The organism is Xanthomarina gelatinilytica (genome assembly GCF_000348685.1).
GTDB lineage: Bacteria > Bacteroidota > Bacteroidia > Flavobacteriales > Flavobacteriaceae > Xanthomarina > Xanthomarina gelatinilytica.
The window spans coordinates 54,753-74,541 of the sequence record NZ_ANLA01000013.1; the positions used below are offsets into that span (position 1 = coordinate 54,753).

At 34.4% G+C, this 19,789-nt stretch carries 23 protein-coding genes and 1 other RNA gene; 10 read left to right on the top strand and 14 right to left on the bottom strand.

The window, feature by feature from the left end; all coding sequences use genetic code 11:
• The first annotated feature begins 22 nt into the window (after positions 1-22).
• Positions 23-1,174: a glycosyltransferase gene (locus D778_RS08235; RefSeq protein ID WP_040491899.1), complete on the top strand. Its 1,152-nt coding sequence runs from the start codon at positions 23-25 to the stop codon at positions 1,172-1,174.
• Here the strand turns inward: D778_RS08235 and D778_RS08240 are convergent.
• The 6 genes from D778_RS08240 to typA form a co-directional block, all read right to left on the bottom strand.
• Entirely contained in the window at positions 1,164-2,480 is a 1,317-nt protein-coding gene (locus D778_RS08240; protein ID WP_007649591.1) for an O-antigen translocase, read from the bottom strand. The two genes, D778_RS08235 and D778_RS08240, sit on opposite strands and share 11 nt — an antisense overlap.
• Positions 2,481-3,611: a DegT/DnrJ/EryC1/StrS family aminotransferase gene (locus D778_RS08245; RefSeq protein WP_007649593.1), complete on the bottom strand. Its 1,131-nt coding sequence runs from the start codon at positions 3,609-3,611 to the stop codon at positions 2,481-2,483.
• Positions 3,608-4,588, bottom strand: a complete 981-nt coding sequence (locus D778_RS08250; RefSeq protein WP_007649595.1) for a GNAT family N-acetyltransferase — start codon at positions 4,586-4,588, stop codon at positions 3,608-3,610. The genes D778_RS08245 and D778_RS08250 overlap by 4 nt, the downstream gene beginning before the upstream one ends.
• 132 nt (positions 4,589-4,720) lie before the next feature.
• Positions 4,721-6,013: a hypothetical protein gene (locus D778_RS08255; protein WP_155949923.1), complete on the bottom strand. Its 1,293-nt coding sequence runs from the start codon at positions 6,011-6,013 to the stop codon at positions 4,721-4,723.
• A gap of 153 nt (positions 6,014-6,166) precedes the next feature.
• Entirely contained in the window at positions 6,167-6,397 is a 231-nt protein-coding gene (locus tag D778_RS08260; protein ID WP_007649602.1) for a hypothetical protein, read from the bottom strand.
• An 81-nt stretch (positions 6,398-6,478) separates the two neighbouring features.
• Positions 6,479-8,278 (bottom strand): translational GTPase TypA, encoded by a 1,800-nt coding sequence (gene typA, locus D778_RS08265; RefSeq protein ID WP_007649604.1) that lies wholly within the window; start codon positions 8,276-8,278, stop codon positions 6,479-6,481.
• Positions 8,279-8,508: 230 nt separating this feature from the next.
• On the opposite strand from typA, the gene D778_RS08270 reads away from it, so the two are divergent.
• Both D778_RS08270 and kdsA read left to right on the top strand, forming a co-directional pair.
• Positions 8,509-8,871, top strand: coding sequence for a hypothetical protein (locus tag D778_RS08270; RefSeq protein WP_007649609.1), 363 nt, complete (start codon positions 8,509-8,511; stop codon positions 8,869-8,871).
• Positions 8,872-8,906: 35 nt separating this feature from the next.
• Positions 8,907-9,725 carry a 3-deoxy-8-phosphooctulonate synthase gene (gene kdsA / locus D778_RS08275; RefSeq protein ID WP_040491900.1) on the top strand — a complete coding sequence of 273 codons (819 nt, stop codon included), beginning with the start codon at positions 8,907-8,909 and terminating at the stop codon, positions 9,723-9,725.
• 5 nt (positions 9,726-9,730) lie between these two features.
• On the opposite strand, the gene D778_RS08280 is transcribed toward kdsA, so the two are convergent.
• Complete coding sequence (locus tag D778_RS08280) at positions 9,731-10,093, bottom strand: DUF1801 domain-containing protein (RefSeq protein ID WP_007649613.1); 363 nt, start codon at positions 10,091-10,093, stop codon at positions 9,731-9,733.
• 90 nt (positions 10,094-10,183) lie between these two features.
• Between D778_RS08280 and D778_RS08285 the strand changes: the two genes are divergently transcribed.
• Genes D778_RS08285 through D778_RS08300 form a run of 4 tightly spaced genes read left to right on the top strand, consistent with a single transcriptional unit; the run spans position 10,184 to position 11,843 of the window.
• Complete coding sequence (locus D778_RS08285) at positions 10,184-10,795, top strand: hypothetical protein (RefSeq protein ID WP_040491902.1); 612 nt, start codon at positions 10,184-10,186, stop codon at positions 10,793-10,795.
• 14 nt (positions 10,796-10,809) lie between these two features.
• Positions 10,810-11,103: a hypothetical protein gene (locus tag D778_RS08290; protein ID WP_238307630.1), complete on the top strand. Its 294-nt coding sequence runs from the start codon at positions 10,810-10,812 to the stop codon at positions 11,101-11,103.
• Between the two features lie 36 nt (positions 11,104-11,139).
• A complete protein-coding gene (locus D778_RS08295; RefSeq protein WP_007649617.1) occupies positions 11,140-11,433 on the top strand; it encodes a winged helix-turn-helix domain-containing protein in 294 nt (97 codons plus the stop codon).
• Positions 11,434-11,471: 38 nt separating this feature from the next.
• Positions 11,472-11,843: a ribosomal maturation YjgA family protein gene (locus tag D778_RS08300; protein ID WP_040491904.1), complete on the top strand. Its 372-nt coding sequence runs from the start codon at positions 11,472-11,474 to the stop codon at positions 11,841-11,843.
• A gap of 199 nt (positions 11,844-12,042) precedes the next feature.
• Here the strand turns inward: D778_RS08300 and D778_RS08305 are convergent, their stop codons facing one another.
• Together D778_RS08305 and D778_RS08310 are read right to left on the bottom strand one after the other, a co-directional pair.
• On the bottom strand, positions 12,043-12,825 hold the full coding sequence (locus D778_RS08305) for an SDR family NAD(P)-dependent oxidoreductase (protein WP_007649622.1): 783 nt from the start codon (positions 12,823-12,825) through the stop codon (positions 12,043-12,045).
• A gap of 15 nt (positions 12,826-12,840) precedes the next feature.
• Positions 12,841-14,043, bottom strand: coding sequence for an NAD(P)-dependent oxidoreductase (locus D778_RS08310; RefSeq protein ID WP_040491938.1), 1,203 nt, complete (start codon positions 14,041-14,043; stop codon positions 12,841-12,843).
• A gap of 156 nt (positions 14,044-14,199) precedes the next feature.
• Between D778_RS08310 and ssrA the strand changes: the two genes are divergently transcribed.
• Positions 14,200-14,594: a transfer-messenger RNA gene (ssrA, locus tag D778_RS14315) on the top strand.
• Positions 14,595-14,785: 191 nt separating this feature from the next.
• Here ssrA and D778_RS08315 read toward each other — a convergent pair.
• The 5 genes from D778_RS08315 to D778_RS08335 form a co-directional block, all read right to left on the bottom strand.
• Positions 14,786-15,013, bottom strand: a complete 228-nt coding sequence (locus tag D778_RS08315; RefSeq protein WP_155949924.1) for a hypothetical protein — start codon at positions 15,011-15,013, stop codon at positions 14,786-14,788.
• A gap of 289 nt (positions 15,014-15,302) precedes the next feature.
• Positions 15,303-15,695, bottom strand: a complete 393-nt coding sequence (locus tag D778_RS08320) for a rhodanese-like domain-containing protein (RefSeq protein WP_040491908.1) — start codon at positions 15,693-15,695, stop codon at positions 15,303-15,305.
• 43 nt (positions 15,696-15,738) lie between these two features.
• On the bottom strand, positions 15,739-16,053 hold the full coding sequence (locus tag D778_RS08325) for a rhodanese-like domain-containing protein (RefSeq protein WP_007649628.1): 315 nt from the start codon (positions 16,051-16,053) through the stop codon (positions 15,739-15,741).
• Between the two features lie 97 nt (positions 16,054-16,150).
• Positions 16,151-16,756: a thioredoxin family protein gene (locus D778_RS08330; RefSeq protein WP_007649629.1), complete on the bottom strand. Its 606-nt coding sequence runs from the start codon at positions 16,754-16,756 to the stop codon at positions 16,151-16,153.
• A 5-nt stretch (positions 16,757-16,761) separates the two neighbouring features.
• A complete protein-coding gene (locus D778_RS08335; protein WP_007649630.1) occupies positions 16,762-17,280 on the bottom strand; it encodes a TlpA family protein disulfide reductase in 519 nt (172 codons plus the stop codon).
• Between the two features lie 348 nt (positions 17,281-17,628).
• Between D778_RS08335 and D778_RS08340 the strand changes: the two genes are divergently transcribed.
• On the top strand, positions 17,629-19,032 hold the full coding sequence (locus D778_RS08340; protein WP_007649631.1) for an anthranilate synthase component I family protein: 1,404 nt from the start codon (positions 17,629-17,631) through the stop codon (positions 19,030-19,032).
• A gap of 91 nt (positions 19,033-19,123) precedes the next feature.
• The gene (locus tag D778_RS08345; RefSeq protein ID WP_040491939.1) at positions 19,124-19,690 is read left to right on the top strand and encodes an anthranilate synthase component II; all 567 of its coding nucleotides are present in this window, start codon (positions 19,124-19,126) and stop codon (positions 19,688-19,690) included.
• Positions 19,691-19,789: the final 99 nt, after the last annotated feature.

The window sequence follows — 19,789 nt, forward strand, 5'->3', positions numbered from 1 at the left end:
CAACAAAGGTATCAAAATAAGCATGCAAATACTTTTAATTGGAGAATTTAGTCGGTTGCATAATTCACTAAAAGAAGGCTTACAAAAATTAGGGCACGAAGTTGTTTTGGTAGGAAATGGCGACCTATTTAAAAACTTCCCTACCGATGTTGACCTATCTGTTAAAACCTGCAACAAGCCCGTTTTGCTCTTCTTTAGAAAAGCCATCCACAAACTTACCGGATTTGATATAGCCGACTTTGAAGTGGCTTATAAGTTTCATAAAGCCTTAAAACACCTTCAGGGTTTTGATGTGGTGCAACTTATAAATGAAGATGCCCTTTACATACATCCTAGATTGCAAATCCCTTTATTAGAAAAGCTTTTTAAACAAAACAAAAACCTGTTTTTGCTCTCTTGTGGAGACGATTTTGTAAACATAAATTACTTCTTGAAAGAACAAGAACCTTATTCCATTTTAACACCTTATTTAAATAACATAAAACTAAAAAAGCAATTTCGGTATTGTTTAAAATATGTCACGCCTGCTTACAGAAAACTTCACGGGTTTATTTATAAAAACAGTTGTGGCACCATAGCATCAGATATGGATTACCATATTCCTTTAAAGGGCAACCCCAAATATTTAGGGCTGATACCCAACCCAATAAACACAGATATTATTGAATTTACTCCTTGCCAGATTACTGATAAAATCCGTATTTTTCATGGTGTAAACACCCTATCACAAATAAAAAAAGGATCCCATTTTTTTACGAAAGCCCTAGACATTATAAAAGAAACATATCCAGATAGAGTAGAAATTCATACCACCTACAACTTGCCTTATAAAGAATATATAGAAGTTTACAATCAAGCGCATATCCTTTTAGATCAAGTGTACAGCTACGATCAAGGATATAATGCACTAGAAGCCATGGCTAAAGGGAAAGTGGTGTTTACTGGAGCAGAACAGGCTTGGCTGGACCATTACAATCTAGAAAAAGACACAGTTGCCATAAATGCCTTACCTGAAGTGTCAAAAATTGTTGAAAAACTGGAATGGCTGATAGAAAACCCTAAATGTATTGAAGAGATCTCAAAAAACGCCAGAGCATTTATAGAAAAAGAACATCACTACCTAAAGATAGCAAACAGCTATTTAAAGATATGGGGAACGCATATTAAGAATTAGCGCTTAAATCGTTTTTATCTGGAATCACACCAAAAAGTGATGAGCTGAAAATGAGCAAAATCACACCATAATACATCACGTAGGTTACAAAATGTGCTATGGTTGCTCCTTTTACGCCATAGATGTCAATAAATAAAATACTGGAAACATAGAGAATGAGTACCGAAAATATTTCGGTTATAATATAATGCCAAAACATACGCTTTGCCAAAAACTGATAAGCAATAACTATGGACAATACTTTAACAAAATCTCCTAAAAGCTGCCATAAAAATAAGTCTTCCACTGGTTTAAATTCATTGGAAAAAACAATGGTAATAATATAATTTCTAAGGAAATAGATCACTAACAACCCTAAGGCAAATATGGGAATAATGGTTTTATAAAAGTTGAACACTTCACTTCTAAACTCTTTGGCATTGTCTATTTCCGAAAGCCTAGGCAAGATATAAAGCGTTAACAACGAACTAACAAACATGAGATAATATTTGGAAATCCGGTTCATGGCCTCCCAAAACCCAGCTTCCTTAAATCCTATATTATCAATGATGTAAGATCTAATGGCAATGGCCACCAAAGGCAAGACAATGGCAGAAAACAACGCCATTACAGAATATGAGCTCAGCTTTTTTATAATGCTAAACCTTACCTGACCTACTTTAATCAAAGACATTAAACTGCGTTGATTGACTATCCCTACCAAAGTAATCAAAAAGATTAGAGATTCTGAAATAACAACAGAAATCAAAGCGCCATCTATTCTATTTTTATATATTAAAATCAAGGTAACGGCCACACCTAAAATCTGACCAATGATATTTATAATAATCAGGATTTTAAACTTTGAAAAGCCATTCATTATTGAAAATGTAAACATATTCAATGTGTAAAACGGCAAAGCAATGGCCAGGACTTCAATGACGTAAGCATAATCGTTGTACTTCGGAAAAATAATATCGTTAATGTAGTCTGCATTAAAATAACACAGAAAAGACACCACAACTGTAGAGATAAAACCAAGATAGAAAGTAGAGGACAAGGTTTTACTTAACTCTACCGTATTGTTTTTAAACTCTGCTATATATTTTACCACGCCATTGTACAAGCCCAAAGTTGCCACAGACTGAATGGAATACACAAAATTTCTTAAGTTCCCAATAAGAGCCATACCTTCTGCCCCTATAAAATGAGCTATGGCATTAGAGGTTAGCAAACCTCCAACAATCCTGGTAATTAACGACACAGAATTTAAGGATGCTACTTTTATTAAAACATTATTGTTTATGTATTTAATAACTCTTTTCAATTAATAGGAATTTATTGCTTTTATAACCTTGCTTACTTCTTGTTCTGTCATTACTGGACTCATTGGAAGACTTACAACGGTTTCGTGAATGTTTTCTGTAACAGGTAAACTTAAATGATTAAAAGACACTAAAGCCTTTTGTTTATGAGGTGGTATTGGATAATGGATTAAGGTTTCAATATCCTGTTTTTTTAAATAAGACACAAAATTTTCCCTATCTTTTACTGTAACCACAAATAGGTGAAAGACATGGTTTTTAGAACCATCGTAAAATGGAAGCGCTATTTTATTTGTTGAAATGTCGCTTAAATAACGTTTGGCAATAGTTTGTCTTTTTTCATTATCTGCATCTAAGTATTTTAACTTCACATTTAAAAACATGGCCTGAACTTCATCCAACCTATTGTTAAAACCCTTAAGTTGATATTCATATTTTTTATCTGAACCATAGTTACGTAATTTTTTAATGGTCTCAAACAAAACAATATCGTTGGTTGTTATGGCACCTCCATCTCCCAATGCGCCTAAATTCTTACTGGGATAAAAACTAAAAGCTGCTGCATGACCTAAATTTCCAGCTTTTTGATTTATTAATTCTGAATCTTGAATTTTAAATTCAGAATTAAAAACAGCTCCATGGGCTTGTGCTGCATCCTCAATTACCAACAGTTTATGTTTTTCTGCCAATTGGTTTATAACTTCCATATTTGCCAATTGTCCATACAAATGCACAACCATAATGGCTTTAACATGTGGTGTTAGCTGTTTTTCAATGTCTTTAACCGAAATATTGAATGTGTCTCTTTCTGGTTCAATAAATATTGGATGCAATCCAGAATGGATAACAGACAATACACTGGCAAAAAACGTATTGGCTGGAAGCATGACTTGATCTCCAGGTTTTAAAATGCCCAATTCCAAGTAAGCTTTAAAAATTAAAGTTAAAGCATCCAAGCCATTACTGGTTCCCAAACAGAATTTGGTACCACAGTAGTTAGCAAAATCTGTCTCAAAAGTTTCTACTTCAGTCCCTAAGATATAATGTCCGGAATTTAAAAACTGTTGAAATTTCTGTTGAAATTCAGTTTCAAACCTTTTGTTTATTTGCTGAAGATCCAGAAATTTTATCATATTAGCGTATGGTTTAGCAAATGATGGTTTTTTGGAAAAACACTGTAAAAGTCTTGCGAAACACTACTTGCTCCAAAAGACTCTTTCCAAGCTTGCAAACCCGAATTTATTTGTTTTCCTTGGTTTACACTACACACACCAAAATCGAAATACGGTTTGCTTGCAAATACCTCATGAATTAAATGGTGAAATAACAGGTCCAAACTTCCCAATTTCTGCTTGGTATTGTTGGCAGAAATATATTGGGCGTGAGCCACTTTAACTGTCTCAAAAATGGTTGTGCCAGCCACAAGTTGCTTATCTTTGTAGACGTTAAACTGCCTGATGTTTTTAGGGAACTTGGATTTTAAATACCTTATTTCATCTAAGGTATGCACTGGCTCAACACCATGTTTTTCTTCTAGATTTGGTATGAGAATCTGGTTCCAAAACAACTCAAAATCTTGTTCCTCTTTAATTAGCAACTCATTTTTTTGTGCTTTTTTAAGTCCTCTTTTTCTATTGGAAGAATATACATCAATGGTTTGACCTGTATCGATGCTAAGTGTTAAATCCCTTCTTATAAGCTCTGCTTGAACCTTAAACAATAAATAATCCAGTTCATCACTTGGATGCAAATGGTAAATTTTTGGTGATGGCTTAATTATTATTTCTTCTATCCCAAGAGTGTCTATAGTTTCCAATAGCTTTTGGAATATTTGAAAAACCAGCTCAAGGCTTGCATGTTTGCCAATTATCAAACCTGCATAAGTTAATCCTTGATGCGAGTATAATATGTGATTTTTTATATTGGCAGGAAAGAGAGCCACGAGTTTTTTGTCATTATAAATAAGAAACGAGTGGTCTTGAAAACGGTCCTGATGGTATTCCATAAAATCCCGATGACACAAAAACGTACCATTTTTGGAAGCCATAATAAAACGGTTCCAATCGTTAGCGTATTTAGAAGTATATGTTACAACTTGAAGGTTGTTCATGTCTGTATTTATGAAAATCTAAAATTAAAGTTCTTTTCTTTCAAAAAAAATTTAAGCATCATTATTTTTAAAAAGATTTAATCATCAAACAAATTAAAAATAGTATTAAAAAAATAACACCAATGACCTTGATTATTTTTTAAGCAACCTAAATTTATCCCAAATCCCTCTTTCTTTCAAAAAGAACAAAATGGTAAAAATCATGATAAAATCAAAAGGGTAGCTATATCTGCTATTGGTGCCATAAACAACCATGGCTTGAAGAAAGGAAGGTGCAAAAACTAAGCAAACAAGCAATAAATCCACACCTACTTTTCTGTTGTAAATAGATTTTAATATTATAATTAGGCTTATTAAAAAGAAAAGCATGGTCAATAAAAAAAAGATGGTTTTTTGAACAGACCAAATATTTGCAACCATTTTATGAGCCCAAGGAAACCTAAAATTGCTGTCCACCCATAAAATACTGGGTTCCCAAAAATCTATCCAAGATCGTGTAAGCACTTGTTTGGCATAGGCTTTGGGATTAGCCATAATGGTAGCTTTGGCAAACTCTCCTAGTTCATGGGATAAGTCTATAAAACTCAAACCGTAACTTTCAAAAGCCTGGCCTTCACCATAAGCAATCCAAATACTCATGGCAACATCCCTTTTTCCTTGAATGGTTTCTTCTCTATGCTTTACATAAGGCTTGGCAATCCATTGGTATGCTTCTGGAGCATCTTCAGCAAAATACACACAGTTTTGAGACAAATTCAACCCCAAAAAAGTAGTGGACACAAAATAACCTGTATTTAACTTGTTAACATAAGACCAACCAAAATATGCCAGTAATGGAAAAACAAAAAGAATTAATTTCCTGCTTAAATATGTTTTGAAAGAGCACCTTTTTAAAACAAACAAACCAAAAATCAAAAAAGGCAAATAGGCAAAAAAGGGTTTAACCAATACCAACATCCCTAAAATGGCACTAAGTAAAAATTCCTTTTTAATATTTTGATTGTATGCGTAAGCAGGTTTGGAGATAAAATAAACAAGGACCGAAACAAAAAACAAAGAAATACTTTCCACCAAGATGGCAGTATCATAAAAAAACACGTTTAAAAACGATTGTAAAAAAAGCACTACATAAAAACTTTCTTTTTTTGTAAACTTAAAACCTATAAGGGTTTTGTACCAAAATAAAGACCCTAAAACACCCAATAAAAATTGGTACATGACAGCTATTCCTGCCTTTCCAAAAGCAAAGAGCAATAATAATGGATATCCAGGGCTTCTCTCTCCTGTATAACCCTCTAAGGAACCTGTGGCCATTTTTTTGGCTAGATTGTGATAACTTCCAGAATCTGGAAACCAACTGGCATGAGGATAAAATACAAGAAGCAAAACAAACCTAAAGGCAAGGCCAATAAGCAATAAATACAAAAGGTTTTTATCTTTAACAAAAAGGCTTTTTATGTTCTTGATAAGGTTTATCACTTGGTATTAAAGATAATTGGAATATTTAGCTGGTTTGTTGTTACTTAGTGTAAAAGTGAAAAAAAACAAATGAATCACTTTTTGGTAAATATAACAAACTTAACTTTTCTTAATTACCAAATAATACAAGTTTATAAAAACTATGGCTCCATTGGAGATGATAATGGGCCAAGACGTTTGCAACATAAACCCATAAGTAACAAAAAGAACACAACCAATGGTATTTACAATTCGAAGTTTATTGACATCTTTCATCATAAACGAAATCAATAAAGCTGCCATGGCAGCATAACCAACCCATTCGGTTAAAACAATTCCTAAAAATTCCATAATCTAAATGCTTTTTAAGTTGAAAAAAGAGGAATTCCATACTGGAACCCCTCTTTTTATATAATTATATAACTATTTAAATTAAATAGCTTTGTTTCTTTTGCGTTCCACTTCAGTTAATAAAATTTTACGGATTCGTAAATGATTGGGTGTTACTTCAACATATTCATCTTTTTGAATATACTCTAAAGCCTCTTCTAAAGAAAATTTAATGGCAGGAACAATTTTAGCTTTATCGTCTGCACCAGAACTACGTACGTTACTTAACTTTTTGGTTTTGGTAACATTTACAGTCATATCATCGCCACGGGAATTTTCTCCAATTACTTGACCTTCATAGATTTCTTCACCTGGATCTACAAAAAACTTACCTCTATCTTGTAATTTATCTATAGAGTAAGGGATGGCCTGACCTTTTTCCATGGATACCAAAGAGCCATTTTGACGTTCTGGAATACCTCCTTTCAAAGGCTGGTATTCTTTAAACCTATGAGCCATAATAGCTTCTCCAGCAGTAGCCGTTAACAACTGATTTCTTAAACCTATAATCCCTCTTGAAGGCACCATAAATTTACATACCATTCTATCGCCTTTAGCTTCCATGCTTAGCATCTCTCCTTTTCTGGTAGAAACCATTTCAATGGCTTTTCCAGAAACTTCTTCTGGTAAATCGATGGTCATTTCTTCTATAGGTTCACATTTTACACCATCAATTTCTTTTATGATTACTTGTGGTTGACCAATTTGTAATTCGTAACCTTCACGACGCATGGTTTCAATTAAAACCGATAAGTGTAAAACACCACGTCCAAAAACCATAAACTTGTCTGCACTATCTGTTTCTTGAACACGTAAAGCTAAATTTTTCTCCAGCTCTTTGGTCAATCTATCTTTTATATGTCTTGAAGTTACAAACTTGCCGTCTTTCCCAAAGAAAGGCGAATCGTTAATGGTAAACAACATGCTCATGGTAGGCTCATCAATGGCTATGGTTTGCAGTCCTTCAGGATTTTCAAAATCGGCAACGGTATCTCCAATTTCAAAACCTTCCAGTCCAACAATGGCACAAATATCTCCTGTTTGAACCTGCTCTACTTTTTTACGGCCCAAACCTTCAAAAACATGTAGTTCTTTGATTTTGGATTTTACTATGGAACCATTTCTTTTTACCAAGGAAATATTTTGTCCTGCTCTAAGGGCTCCACGGGTTAAACGTCCAATGGCAATACGTCCTGTAAAAGATGAAAAGTCCAAAGAAGTAATTAACATTTGTGTGTTCCCTTCAGGAATTTTTGGAGCTGGTATATGATCAATAACCATATCCAATAAAGGTTCAATGTTTTCTGTTTTTTGTTTCCAATCGGTACTCATCCAGTTTTGTTTAGCTGAACCATAAACCGTTGGGAAATCCAACTGCCACTCTTCTGCTCCAAGTTCGAACATTAAATCAAAAACAGATTCATGAACTTCGTCTGGTGTGCAGTTTTCCTTATCCACTTTATTGATAACCACACAAGGTTTTAAACCTAAATCGATGGCTTTTTGCAATACAAAACGGGTTTGTGGCATAGGACCTTCAAAAGCATCTACCAGCAACAACACACCATCTGCCATGTTTAGGACACGTTCTACTTCACCACCAAAATCGGCGTGACCAGGCGTATCTATTATATTGATTTTTGTGTCTTTGTAAATAACAGAAACGTTCTTGGAGGTAATGGTTATCCCTCTTTCACGTTCTAAATCGTTATTATCCAGAATCAAATCTCCAGTGTTTTCGTTTTCACGAAACAACTGGCAGTGGTACATAATTTTATCAACCAAAGTAGTTTTACCATGATCAACGTGGGCAATAATTGCAATGTTTTTAATATTAGCCATATAGGTGCTTTATTTTGAGCGTGCAAAGGTACACTATATTTTAGTAATTTTATCATTAAATTTTTGTTATTAGTTAATTAAATGTTATAGTTCTTAAAAATTATACTATCTGTTTGTATCTTTCGTTTATAAAATTGATTAATAGTAAATAGCCATACTAACCAATCTGTTAACCACAACAGGCTTTTTTACATCTGTAATAACATTACGGATTAAAACCCTATTTTAATATGAAAAAGCAGATTAGTAAATACTCGAAATTTATTCCTTATTTATACTTTATAGCAGCTGTTGCCTACTGGTTTACAGACGTTAATAAAAATGAAGGCATTACGGCCTATCCCATTTTATTGATTGCCATCCCTTTTGTGTGGCAGCTAATTAGGCCTAGCAAGCAACTAAACTTCTCTTTAGGGATTATTTTTGTATGTGTATCATCGTACATGATTTTAGCTTATTTAATAGATTTTTTCAACATTATCAGTTTCCCTGAAACCCTTAGCAACTTTATTATTTTGGGAGGTATGTTTGTTTTCACAAACTTTTTGATGTCGCTTTGGATGATACGAAATAGTATGAAAAAAGCTTTTTAAAAATATGTATCTTTGTGGCCTAAATTTAAGTGATTATGACTCTAAATGACGTGCCTAAAATAAAATTTACCAATTCCGATAATTTTTTCCTGCTTGCTGGACCTTGTGCCATAGAAGGTGAAGATATGGCTTTACGCATTGCCGAAAAAATCATAGCCATAACCAACAAACTTCATATTCCTTATGTCTTTAAAGGTAGCTTTAAAAAAGCCAACAGAAGTAGAATTGATAGTTTTACAGGTATAGGTGACGAGAAAGCCCTTAAAATACTACAAAAGGTATCCAACACTTTTGATGTACCAACCGTAACAGACATCCATGAAGTCTCTGATGCTGCCATGGCTGCAGCATACGCAGACGTGTTGCAAATCCCAGCTTTTTTGGTTCGTCAAACAGATTTAGTGGTGGCTGCTGCTCAAACCGGTAAGGTAGTAAACCTAAAAAAAGGACAATTTATGAGTCCGGAATCCATGAAACACGCGGTTCAAAAAGTAAAGGATGCAGGAAACGAAAAAGTTTGGATTACAGACAGAGGCACCATGTTTGGATACCAAGACATGATTGTGGATTTTCGTGGCATTCCAACCATGAGACAATATGCTCCCACTGTTCTGGATGTGACCCATTCCCTACAACAACCAAACCAAAGTGCAGGTGTAACTGGAGGCAGACCGGATATGATAGAAACCATAGCTCGTGCTGGAGTTGTCAATAATGTTGATGGACTGTTTATAGAAACCCATTTTGATCCTGCCAATGCCAAAAGCGATGGTGCCAATATGTTGCGTCTGGACAATTTGGAAAAACTATTAACCAACCTGGTTGCCATTAGAAAAACAGTAAACAGCCTGTAGTCATTTTATTTCCAGAAAGATTTTTCTTTGTGCAATTCAACTTCTTTAAGAATTGCGATAAGGACATCATCAGCAACTTCCTCTAAGGTTCTATAGCGAAGCGATTTCACTATTTTCCGGTTTTCACTTACCAGATAGCTATCAAATTTTTTCGCAAAATGGGCCGAATGCCAAAAACCCACATCCACATAATCTTTACTTTGATTTATGTAACAAATGGGTTTTTTTCCTATATAAAAACAAGGCAATCGCCATTTATACTTCAATTCGGCATCAGATAAGCTATGTTCAATCACAGCCTGTAGATGCATCATGATAGACCGATATGGTTCTTTTTGCTTTAAAATATATGCTTCGGCTGGTTTCATTTTTTTAAGTGCTGTATTTCAAAAATAATAAAATTAAATAGTGTCAGATTCAAAAATATTTATTTACTTTGTTTTTCAAAGTACTTTAATATGGAGCCAAAAGATTATTTGAAAGATATCACTGAGATAAAACAACTCATGAACAAATCCTCCCGTTTTATTTCCTTGAGTGGACTATCTGGTGTTTTAGCAGGAATTTATGCCATAATTGGTGCAACTGTTGCTTATTGGTTGGTAGAAGGCTATAGTGATGGAACACTAATACTGGAAGGAAAAACCTATGGATTGGTGTTATTGGATTTGGCATTAATAGCTTTCTTAAGCATTGTAACTGCTGTGGTTTTAACTACTAAAAAAGCCAAAAAACAAGACGAAAAAGTTTGGGACAACACCTCCAAACGCTTGGTAGTTAATTTTCTTATTCCATTGCTAACAGGTGGCATTTATATTTTAATAGTTTTAAACCAACAAAAATATGGACTGACTGCAGCCTTAATGCTCATTTTTTATGGTCTTGCTTTAATAAATGCATCAAAATATAGCATTGGCAATATTAGATATTTAGGCTTTATTCAAACGATTTTAGGCTTGATCTGTGCCTTGTTTCCAGATTACGGATTTTGGATTTGGGTTCTAGGGTTTGGAGTTATGCACATTATTTATGGCCTTTGGATGCACATTAAATTCGATACAAACTATTAATAATTTTTAAAAACATGATGATGACACAAAACAAAAGAGTCCCAATTATCTTAACTACTGCCACTATTTTACTATTGATCCCTTTTATTGCCATGCAATTTTCAACTGAAGTTAATTGGAGCGCATTCGATTTTTTTAACGCTGGAATTCTTTTATTTGGAACAGGGTTTCTCATAGAACTTGTTTTAAGAAAAGTAACCAAAAAACAAAATAGATGGATGCTACTTTTAATCATTATATCTTTGGTTCTTTTGACTTGGATAGAACTGGCTGTTGGTCTTTTTGGAACTCCCTTGGCTGGAAGTTAAAGAATAGTTTAAAATTTCCTCTTAAAAGGAACCATTATGAGCATCATTACAAACATAAACAAAGTATTCGACCATAGAATTAGGTTGGGCATCATGTCCATCCTCATGGTGAATGAGTATGCCGATTTTAATACTCTAAAAGAATTACTTGGTGCTACAGATGGTAATTTGGCAAGTCATGCCAAAGCGCTTGAAAAAGCTACATACATTTCGGTTGAAAAACAATTTATTGGCAGAAAACCCAATACACGATATGCAACAACAAAACTTGGCAGAGCTGCTTTTAAAAAACATATAGATGCACTTGAAAAGTTAATTAATACACAATAACATTTTTATCAATTTCCTATCAAACAGAATAATGTTAAATGAAATTAAACTTTAACAAAACATACTTTGTACTTTTTTCCATACTGTTTCTAGCGGAAATATTAATTGCAAAATATGTAGTTAGTGGTTTTATAAGACACACTTTTGGAGATTTCCTGGTGGTGATCCTTATGTATGGCTTCTTAAAAAGCTTTCTCCCTATCAAACCTCTAAAAGCTTCAATCTTGGTTTTGATAATTGCTTTTTGCATAGAATTTTTACAGTTATGCAACCTGCTGGAATGGTTAAACCTGCAAAACAACACCTTAGCCAAGCTTGTTTTAGGAAGTACGTTTCAAGTAACAGATTTGTTGGCATATACCTTAGGCATCCTTTTGGTTTTAATTGTTGAATACAAACAAAATAATTAGTAGAGTAAATAAATTTCAAGTACAAATTAGCACATTGCCTAGCTAAGAATTTACAGTATTAAAATCCGATGTAACCTTATAACAAACCAACCAGGAACAATACTGAAATTCTTTCGTCGCTTGCAGTAAAATCAGCTTTTACAAAAACATCCAAACCTGTCTATACAGCAGGTAAAGTTATTAACTGGAAGTATAAAACTTAAGCTTCCCTGTTTTTTTCTTGAATTCTCTTAACAATGGTTGCTGCGGTATTTCTTGGAATAAATCGTGGCAAGGTGGCCAATAATTTATTGAATTTCCCTGGAATGGCATAGACTTTCCCTTTGTTCATGGCTTTATAACCGTAAGCTGCCACTTCTTTGGCATTGGCCATATTGAAGGTTATTTTATTCTCCGATGAAGCATTGGATACCACCTTTTGAAACGATGTCTTGGTTGGCCCTGGACACAGGGCTGTTACCGTAACTCCGGTACCTTTAAGCTCGTTCGCAACAGCCTCAGAAAAGGATAAAATATAGCCCTTGGTTGCATAATACAAGGACATAAGTGGTCCTGGCTGGAAAGCTGCAAGAGACGATAGATTAAGGATTTTTCCAGAACCTCTTTGAATCATGTCTTTTAAAACCAATTTGGTTAAATGGGTAGTGGTGATAACATGCAAATGCAGCATTTGTTTTTCGCGTTCCCAATCGGTTTCCCAAAAGGAACCGAACAAACCAAAACCAGCATTGTTCACCAAAACATCTATGGGTAATCCCTTAAGTTCTAACATGATTTCTTCGGAAATATTGACCACACTTAAATCCTTGGCATAGATCTGAACGTTCACAGCAAAATCAGTCTCTATACCTTGTTTGACTTCTTGTAGCTTTTCTGCATCAATATCTATTAATACCAAATTGTAACCATCTTTAGCCAACAAAAGTGCCAGTTCATACCCCAAGCCTGAAGCTCCTCCTGTTATTAAAGCTGTTTTACTCATTTTAATAAAAAGACATTATTTGCCATCCACATAATCCTGTAAATACGAAAACTTCTCAGTCAATTTCCCGTTTTCGGTTATTTTGGCACGTTTTAGAATGCCACGTTCATCTTTATTGAAAAATGCTGGGATAACGTGTTCCAAAAACATGTCTCCAAAGCCTTCACTGGCATCTTTGGGCAGTTCGCAAGGTAAATTGTCTACTGCCATAACGGTTATGGCGCCTTTGGCGTTGAATGCCACTTCGGTTTCAGTTTTGGGATCATACCCATAAAAAGGGTCTGCAATGGTTGAAGCCCTTAAAGTTGAAGCCACTGGCCCATCCACATCGCAAGATATATCTGCCACCAGGTTTATTCTAAAGTCAGGATGTTTGGCATCTTCCCTAGTAAACAAATAGGGTGCATTGTTGCCATAAAAATGACCTGCAATAAAGTAATCTGTTTGTTTTGCATAAGGCATAAAATTACTCTCATACCCACTTGGATCTTTATAAAACTCCTGTTTAAAACCTACTTTCCCATCTGTTCGTTTATTGTACTCCATAACATCTGCCATACAATAAACAGGCTCCGAAAAGTTAGTGGTTAGGTATAGGGCATCACTTACTTGTTTTATTTTTAAATGATCCAGAATTTCTTTGGCACCTTGGGCCACTTTTCCTGTGCCAGTTAATACAATTTTAATATTGGGAATGGTAATTTTATCCAGTTCTGCTTTTACTTCATTTAAATCCGCCAAGGTTTCCACCTTTGGCAAATGGAACAAGCCATCCCTTAATCCCAAAGCCCTAAAACCATTATAAGCTCCTACCAAACCTGCATAGCGACCAAAACCTATTAATCTGGAACCACTTTTTTTCACAATGGTTTCATGATCGTACATATCAATGTTCTTTTCAAGCATGGCTTGAAGCAGTTTACGGTTATAAGGCTGTTTTTTTATGGTATGGGAAAAATAAAAGTACTTTTTATTTGGAATTAAAGCCTCAATGGGAACTTCCTTAACTCCCAACATAACATCACAGTCACTCACATTATTGCTTACCTCAAAACCCAAGGCTTTATATGCTTCATCTGGAAAGATCCTAATATCACTGGATTCCACTTTAAAAACTGCTTCAGGAAATTGCGCTCTGGCTTCTGCTAACTTTTCAGGTGAAAATACCACACGTCTATCTGGTGGATTTTTTCGTTCTTTGATGATGGCAAACTTCATACTCATGCAAACAAATTTTATTTTTTGATTCAACCACATGTAGTGAGTCTAAACTGACAAATTTACATTTGGTATAGATTTTGCACGAAAATACATGGATTTATGAAGTTGCACAACATTTTTTTATTAACTTCGCCATCCTTTTTAATGAAACTTGGGGTCGACTGGTTTTGACAGCGAGATTAATGAAATGGTAAGCACGTCGTGTAATGACTTTGAAACACGTAAAAGGCTAGGTCAAACATTTAAACGGCGAGAATAACTACGCTTTAGCTGCCTAATCTGAATTACAGTAGGATTGGCCTAGGTACACAAGGTGTACAAGCTAAATGTCTCCAGAAAGCCTTGGTTAGTGGCGTTCTATTTAGAGGCATCGTAAAAATTAACCAAGATAGTGCAGTGCTTTGATGCACTTTCGAGATTAAAAAGCTAAGTTGTAAGTAGGTTGTCTGTAACCAGCTTACAATCGAAAAAACAAGAACAGAATAAACGTGTAGAAAGCCCTTTGGTTACTTGTTTGGACGAGAGTTCGATTCTCTCCGACTCCACAAGCAAAGCAACTCTGTTGCGATTTTCAGCATAAAAGCTCAATAAGTTCTACTTGATTGAGCTTTGTTGTTTAAAAATGCTTGGACTGAAATATTGGAATTTTGTATAAAGGATTTTCATATAACTTTTAAAACCAAAAAAGCCACTATAACAACATGCTATAGTGGCTATTTTTATGTAAACTAACGGCTAATTAATTAGCTTGTATCCTTTTGGAGTTCTGTAACCTCATGAGCTCTTGTTGGATCTCCCTACTTCTATTCATGAATTTTTCAAATTTTTGACGCCTCAATTCTGCGCGTTCCTTCATCCTTTTGTTAAAGGCTTCCTCTCTCTCATGTTTTCGCTTCCAGATGGCTTCTCGTTTTTTATCTTCCAATGCCACTGTTCTATAGGAATACCAATAAAAAAATAAAAACATTCCTGCAAGAATTAACAATATAACAAACCCATTCATCATAATAATATAATTTTAAGTTAATAAAAATTTGACGTTTATATGAATTAAGATTTGGGAAGACTATGCTATTCATACATGCTTACTTAAATCTATTAAAATAAATTAAAACACTACAAAAGAACAGATTAAGATCCAAAATTTTAGTTGAACGTCAGTTTTTTATAAATATTATTATAAAAAATAAAGAAAAAACCTTTTTTGAAAATTCAATATGGGAAATTGAAGTATGTAAAAAATCCTTGTTAAAAAATTAATTTGAAAGCTCTACACCATAACCTTGGTGTTTCCATTGAGTGATACCTCCTTCCAGATCGTAAACTTTTACAAATCCTGCTTCTATAAGTTTTTCTGAACAAGCTGCGCTTCTACGTCCAGATTTACAATATAAAATTACAGGTTTGGTTTTGTCCAGTTCTAAAATATCCTCTTCAAATGTATCTGAATAAAAGTTAATGTTTTGAGCATCTTTAATGAAGCCCTCTGAAAATTCTTCTGGTGTCCTAACATCTATCAATTGAACTTCTTCCAGTTCCAGTATGGATTGCATCTCTTCGGCTGTTACAATTTTCACATGGTCGTTTTTAGTCTCTTTGCAACCTAAAACCACAGCCACGAACAAAATACTAAATAACAGATGTTTCATTGTTGGTATATTTTATGTTAATTAATGGCAAACAAGATGTACTCTATAAGGTTTCAACCTCACCTTTCCATTCGCAAAACCCTCCCAACAGATTGTAGGTGTTTTCAAAACCTAACTGACTCATAATGGCACAGGCTTGAGCGCTTCTTCCTCCTGAACGGCAATATACATAATAGTTTTTGCTCTTATCCAAGGCCTCTAATTGCTCCATAAATTCTTGTGGAAGATAGATGTCTATATGCTTGGCATTTTTAATAAAGCCTTCCTCTACTTCCTCTAAAGTCCTTACATCTATAATTAAAGCATTGGTATCCTTAGATAATTGTTCTTGCCACTGTTCTTGGTTTAAGTCTGCCATGAAATACTATTTTATATAAATTTCAACAAAAATACTATTTCTAAATAAAAAATGACTAAAAAAAGTTGAACAGATACCTTGAACTTTTTATGAACATTTAAACTTTTATGGTACAGCCAATGGCTCTGGTATGTGTTTCTGTAATTGGTTTTCCAGCCAATAAAGCATCTACGGCATTCTCAACATAAGCTTGATTTACAGATTCTGGGTTTTGATAATTATCGTCTATAGCACCAATATATTTTACCTGGTTTCCTTTTTTAGTCTTTTGCAAAACATATACATGTGGTGTTTTTACCGCGCCATATTTTGGATAAACTTCTTGGTTTGTATCCATTAAATATGGAAATGTAAAACCTTTTGCTTTGGCTCTGGCTTTCATGGCCTCCATACTGTCTCCAGGGCTGGCTGCTGGATTATTTGGCATAATGGCTATAACTGGATAACCTCGAGAAGCGTATTTTTTATCTAAAGCAATAATCCTATCTTCATAAGCCACTGAAAACGGACAGGTATTGCAGGTAAATATAACAATAAAGCCTTTTGCCTGACTGTAATCTGAAAGGGAAACCATGTTTCCATCTACATTCTCCAACTTAAAATCTGTGGCAATATCTCCTACTTTATAACCGTTTTCTAAAGATGTAAAAACTGAAATGAGCATCATTGCCATAACAGCAGTAAATGTTTTTAATGTATACATAATGTTTATTTTATAAATTGTTTTACTTCGTTTTCCAATTCTTTGTAAGTAAATGATTTTTCAAAAAAATGACGCTTTTCCCTGTTGTAAATAAGCGTTGCTGGAATCGCTCCAGACCAATCTGGATGAACCTGTGGTATCCAAGAGTTAAAATTGGCATCATCCAAAGCTACAACTTTAGTTTGTAATTTCTTCTCTTTTAAAAAGGGTTTTAAACTTGTTTCGTAAGTCTTTGGAAAATCCAGACTAACCAGAATAACTTCCACTTGCTCATTTTTATATTGTGTATTCAAATCTTCAAAATATGGCAGCTCCTTAACACATGGTGCACACCAAGTGGCCCAAAAATTCACCACATAGGTTTTGTTGGATGTTGTGTTTAAAAAATTTTTCAATCCATCAAAATCATAAATTTCCAAGTCCATTTGCTGGACTTCGGCCTGTAAATCTGCTTTGGCAACTGCCTTGGTGTCATTTTTACAGGCAAACAGCAATAGCATTAATAATGGAAGTATAAATCTCATGACCTAAAATTAATAATGGAACTTATTGTTTTTCAAACTTTAACAAAACATTATGCAGTTTGTTACTAAAATACAAAATACCAACAACTTGAAAACCCTTCAGAACATTTTATGCAAATTAATTTGAAAAAATCAATTACATGACTATATTTGACACACAATTAAACAAACATGAAAACAATTTTAAATCATACTTGGTGGTGGAACTTTCGAAACTCGAACTTCGTGAAGTAACCCTTTTGTATATTTAAACCATAATATTAAGGCTTGTCATTCACGACAAGCCTTTTTTTTGTAAATTAATTTAAGCCCTTCCCTCCTTAGGGAAAATGACACTAGCACATAGATATGAAAACATTCAGTCTTTACACTCATTATAAAAAAATACTTGCAGACACCTTGACCCCTGTTAGTATTTACCTTAAAATACGTGATAAGTTCCCCAACAGCATTCTCTTGGAAAGTAGTGACTATCACGCTAACGACAACAGTTTTTCTTATATCTGTTGCAACCCCATTGCCACCATTAAGGTACTAGACAATAAAATCACACAAACGTTTCCAGATGGAACTGTTTTTAAAAACAATATCAACAAAAACACACAAGTTCCCGAGGTGATCCATAAATTTTCGAAGCGCTTTAAAGTACAATCTGAAGAAAATTTTAAATTTATCAACAACGGGATTTTTGGTTACATGGCCTATGATGCCGTTAGGTATTTTGAAGATGTGGATATTTCAAAAAAAGAGGGCCATTTAAACATTCCTGACATGTATTATGCCGTGTACCAAAACATCATAGCCATCAATCACTTTAAAAATGAAGCTTATATTTTTGCACATTGTTTTAATGCTGAAAACAACATTGATGACATTTTACAACTTATAAAATCTAAAAACTTTGCTGCATTTGCTTTTGCCAAACAAGGGGAAACCACTTCCAATTTAACCGATGAAGAATATAAACAACAGGTAAATTTAGCCAAAAAGCATTGTGCCAGAGGTGATGTATTTCAGTTGGTGCTTTCAAAAAAATTCTCTCAATCCTTTAAAGGGGACGAATTTAATGTATATCGTGCCTTAAGAAGCGTCAATCCATCGCCATACTTGTTTTATTTTGATTATGGCGATTTCAAAATTTTTGGAAGCTCTCCCGAAGCACAACTCATAATCAATAAAGACAAAGCCGAAATCCATCCAATTGCGGGTACTTTTAAACGCACAGGACATGATGAAAAAGATGCTGAGCTGGCAAAAAAACTCGCTCTGGACGATAAAGAAAACTCTGAACATGTCATGCTGGTAGATTTGGCCAGAAATGATTTAAGCCGACATGGAAGCAACGTTAAGGTGGAAAAATATCGGGAAGTACAATTCTTTTCACATGTCATCCATTTGGTAAGTAAGGTAACAGGAACAAAACATAAAAACACCACCACCATGCAAGTGGTAGCAGACACCTTTCCCGCTGGAACCTTAAGTGGTGCACCAAAACACAAAGCCATGCAACTAATAGAAAAATACGAAAAAACAAGTCGGGAATTCTATGGAGGAGCCATAGGGTTTATGGATTTTGAAGGCAATTTCAATCATGCCATTATGATCAGGACCTTTTTAAGTAAAAACCATCAATTGCATTGGCAAGCCGGAGCTGGTTTGGTATCAAAATCAGAACCTGAAAACGAATTACAGGAAGTATATAACAAATTGGGTGCCTTAACAAAAGCCATAGAATTAGCTGAAAACATATAAGCATGAAATGTCTGTTAACACATTTACAAATCATGAAACCTGTTTCTTTAAACATACCATCAGACCATTAACATACAACAAACAGTTACAGATGAAAAACATATTAGTCATAGACAATTACGACAGTTTTACCTACAACCTAGTACATTATTTGGAAGAGTTAGGATGCCAGGTAACCGTAAAACGAAACGATCAATTACATTTGGATGAAGTTGAAGCTTTCAACAAAATTGTTTTATCTCCTGGACCTGGAATTCCTGATAAAGCAGGTTTGCTTAAACCCATAATTTCTAAATACGCGGCAACAAAAAGCATCTTGGGTGTTTGTTTGGGGCAACAGGCTATAGCCGAAGTCTTTGGTGGCAAACTCATTAACTTGGACACTGTTTTTCATGGTGTGGCAACCAAAGTAACAACCTGTGTAACCGATGAGATATTATTTAAAAACTTAGATCAAACTTTTGAAGTTGGAAGATATCATTCTTGGGTGGTCGATGTTCATTTACCTGAGGTCCTGGAAGCCACTTCTTTCGATGAACATGGTCAAATCATGTCTTTAAGACATAGGTTTTTTGATGTTAAAGGTGTGCAATACCATCCAGAATCCGTATTGACTCCCAATGGGAAAAGGATCTTGGAAAATTGGGTGAATCAATGAATAATGGCATGCTGAATTTACAGAAGCATCTTTTAACAAGTGCTTCTAGTTTTTCGATTTTTAAAAACAAAATTAAAAAATTCCTTCTGGAAGGAAATG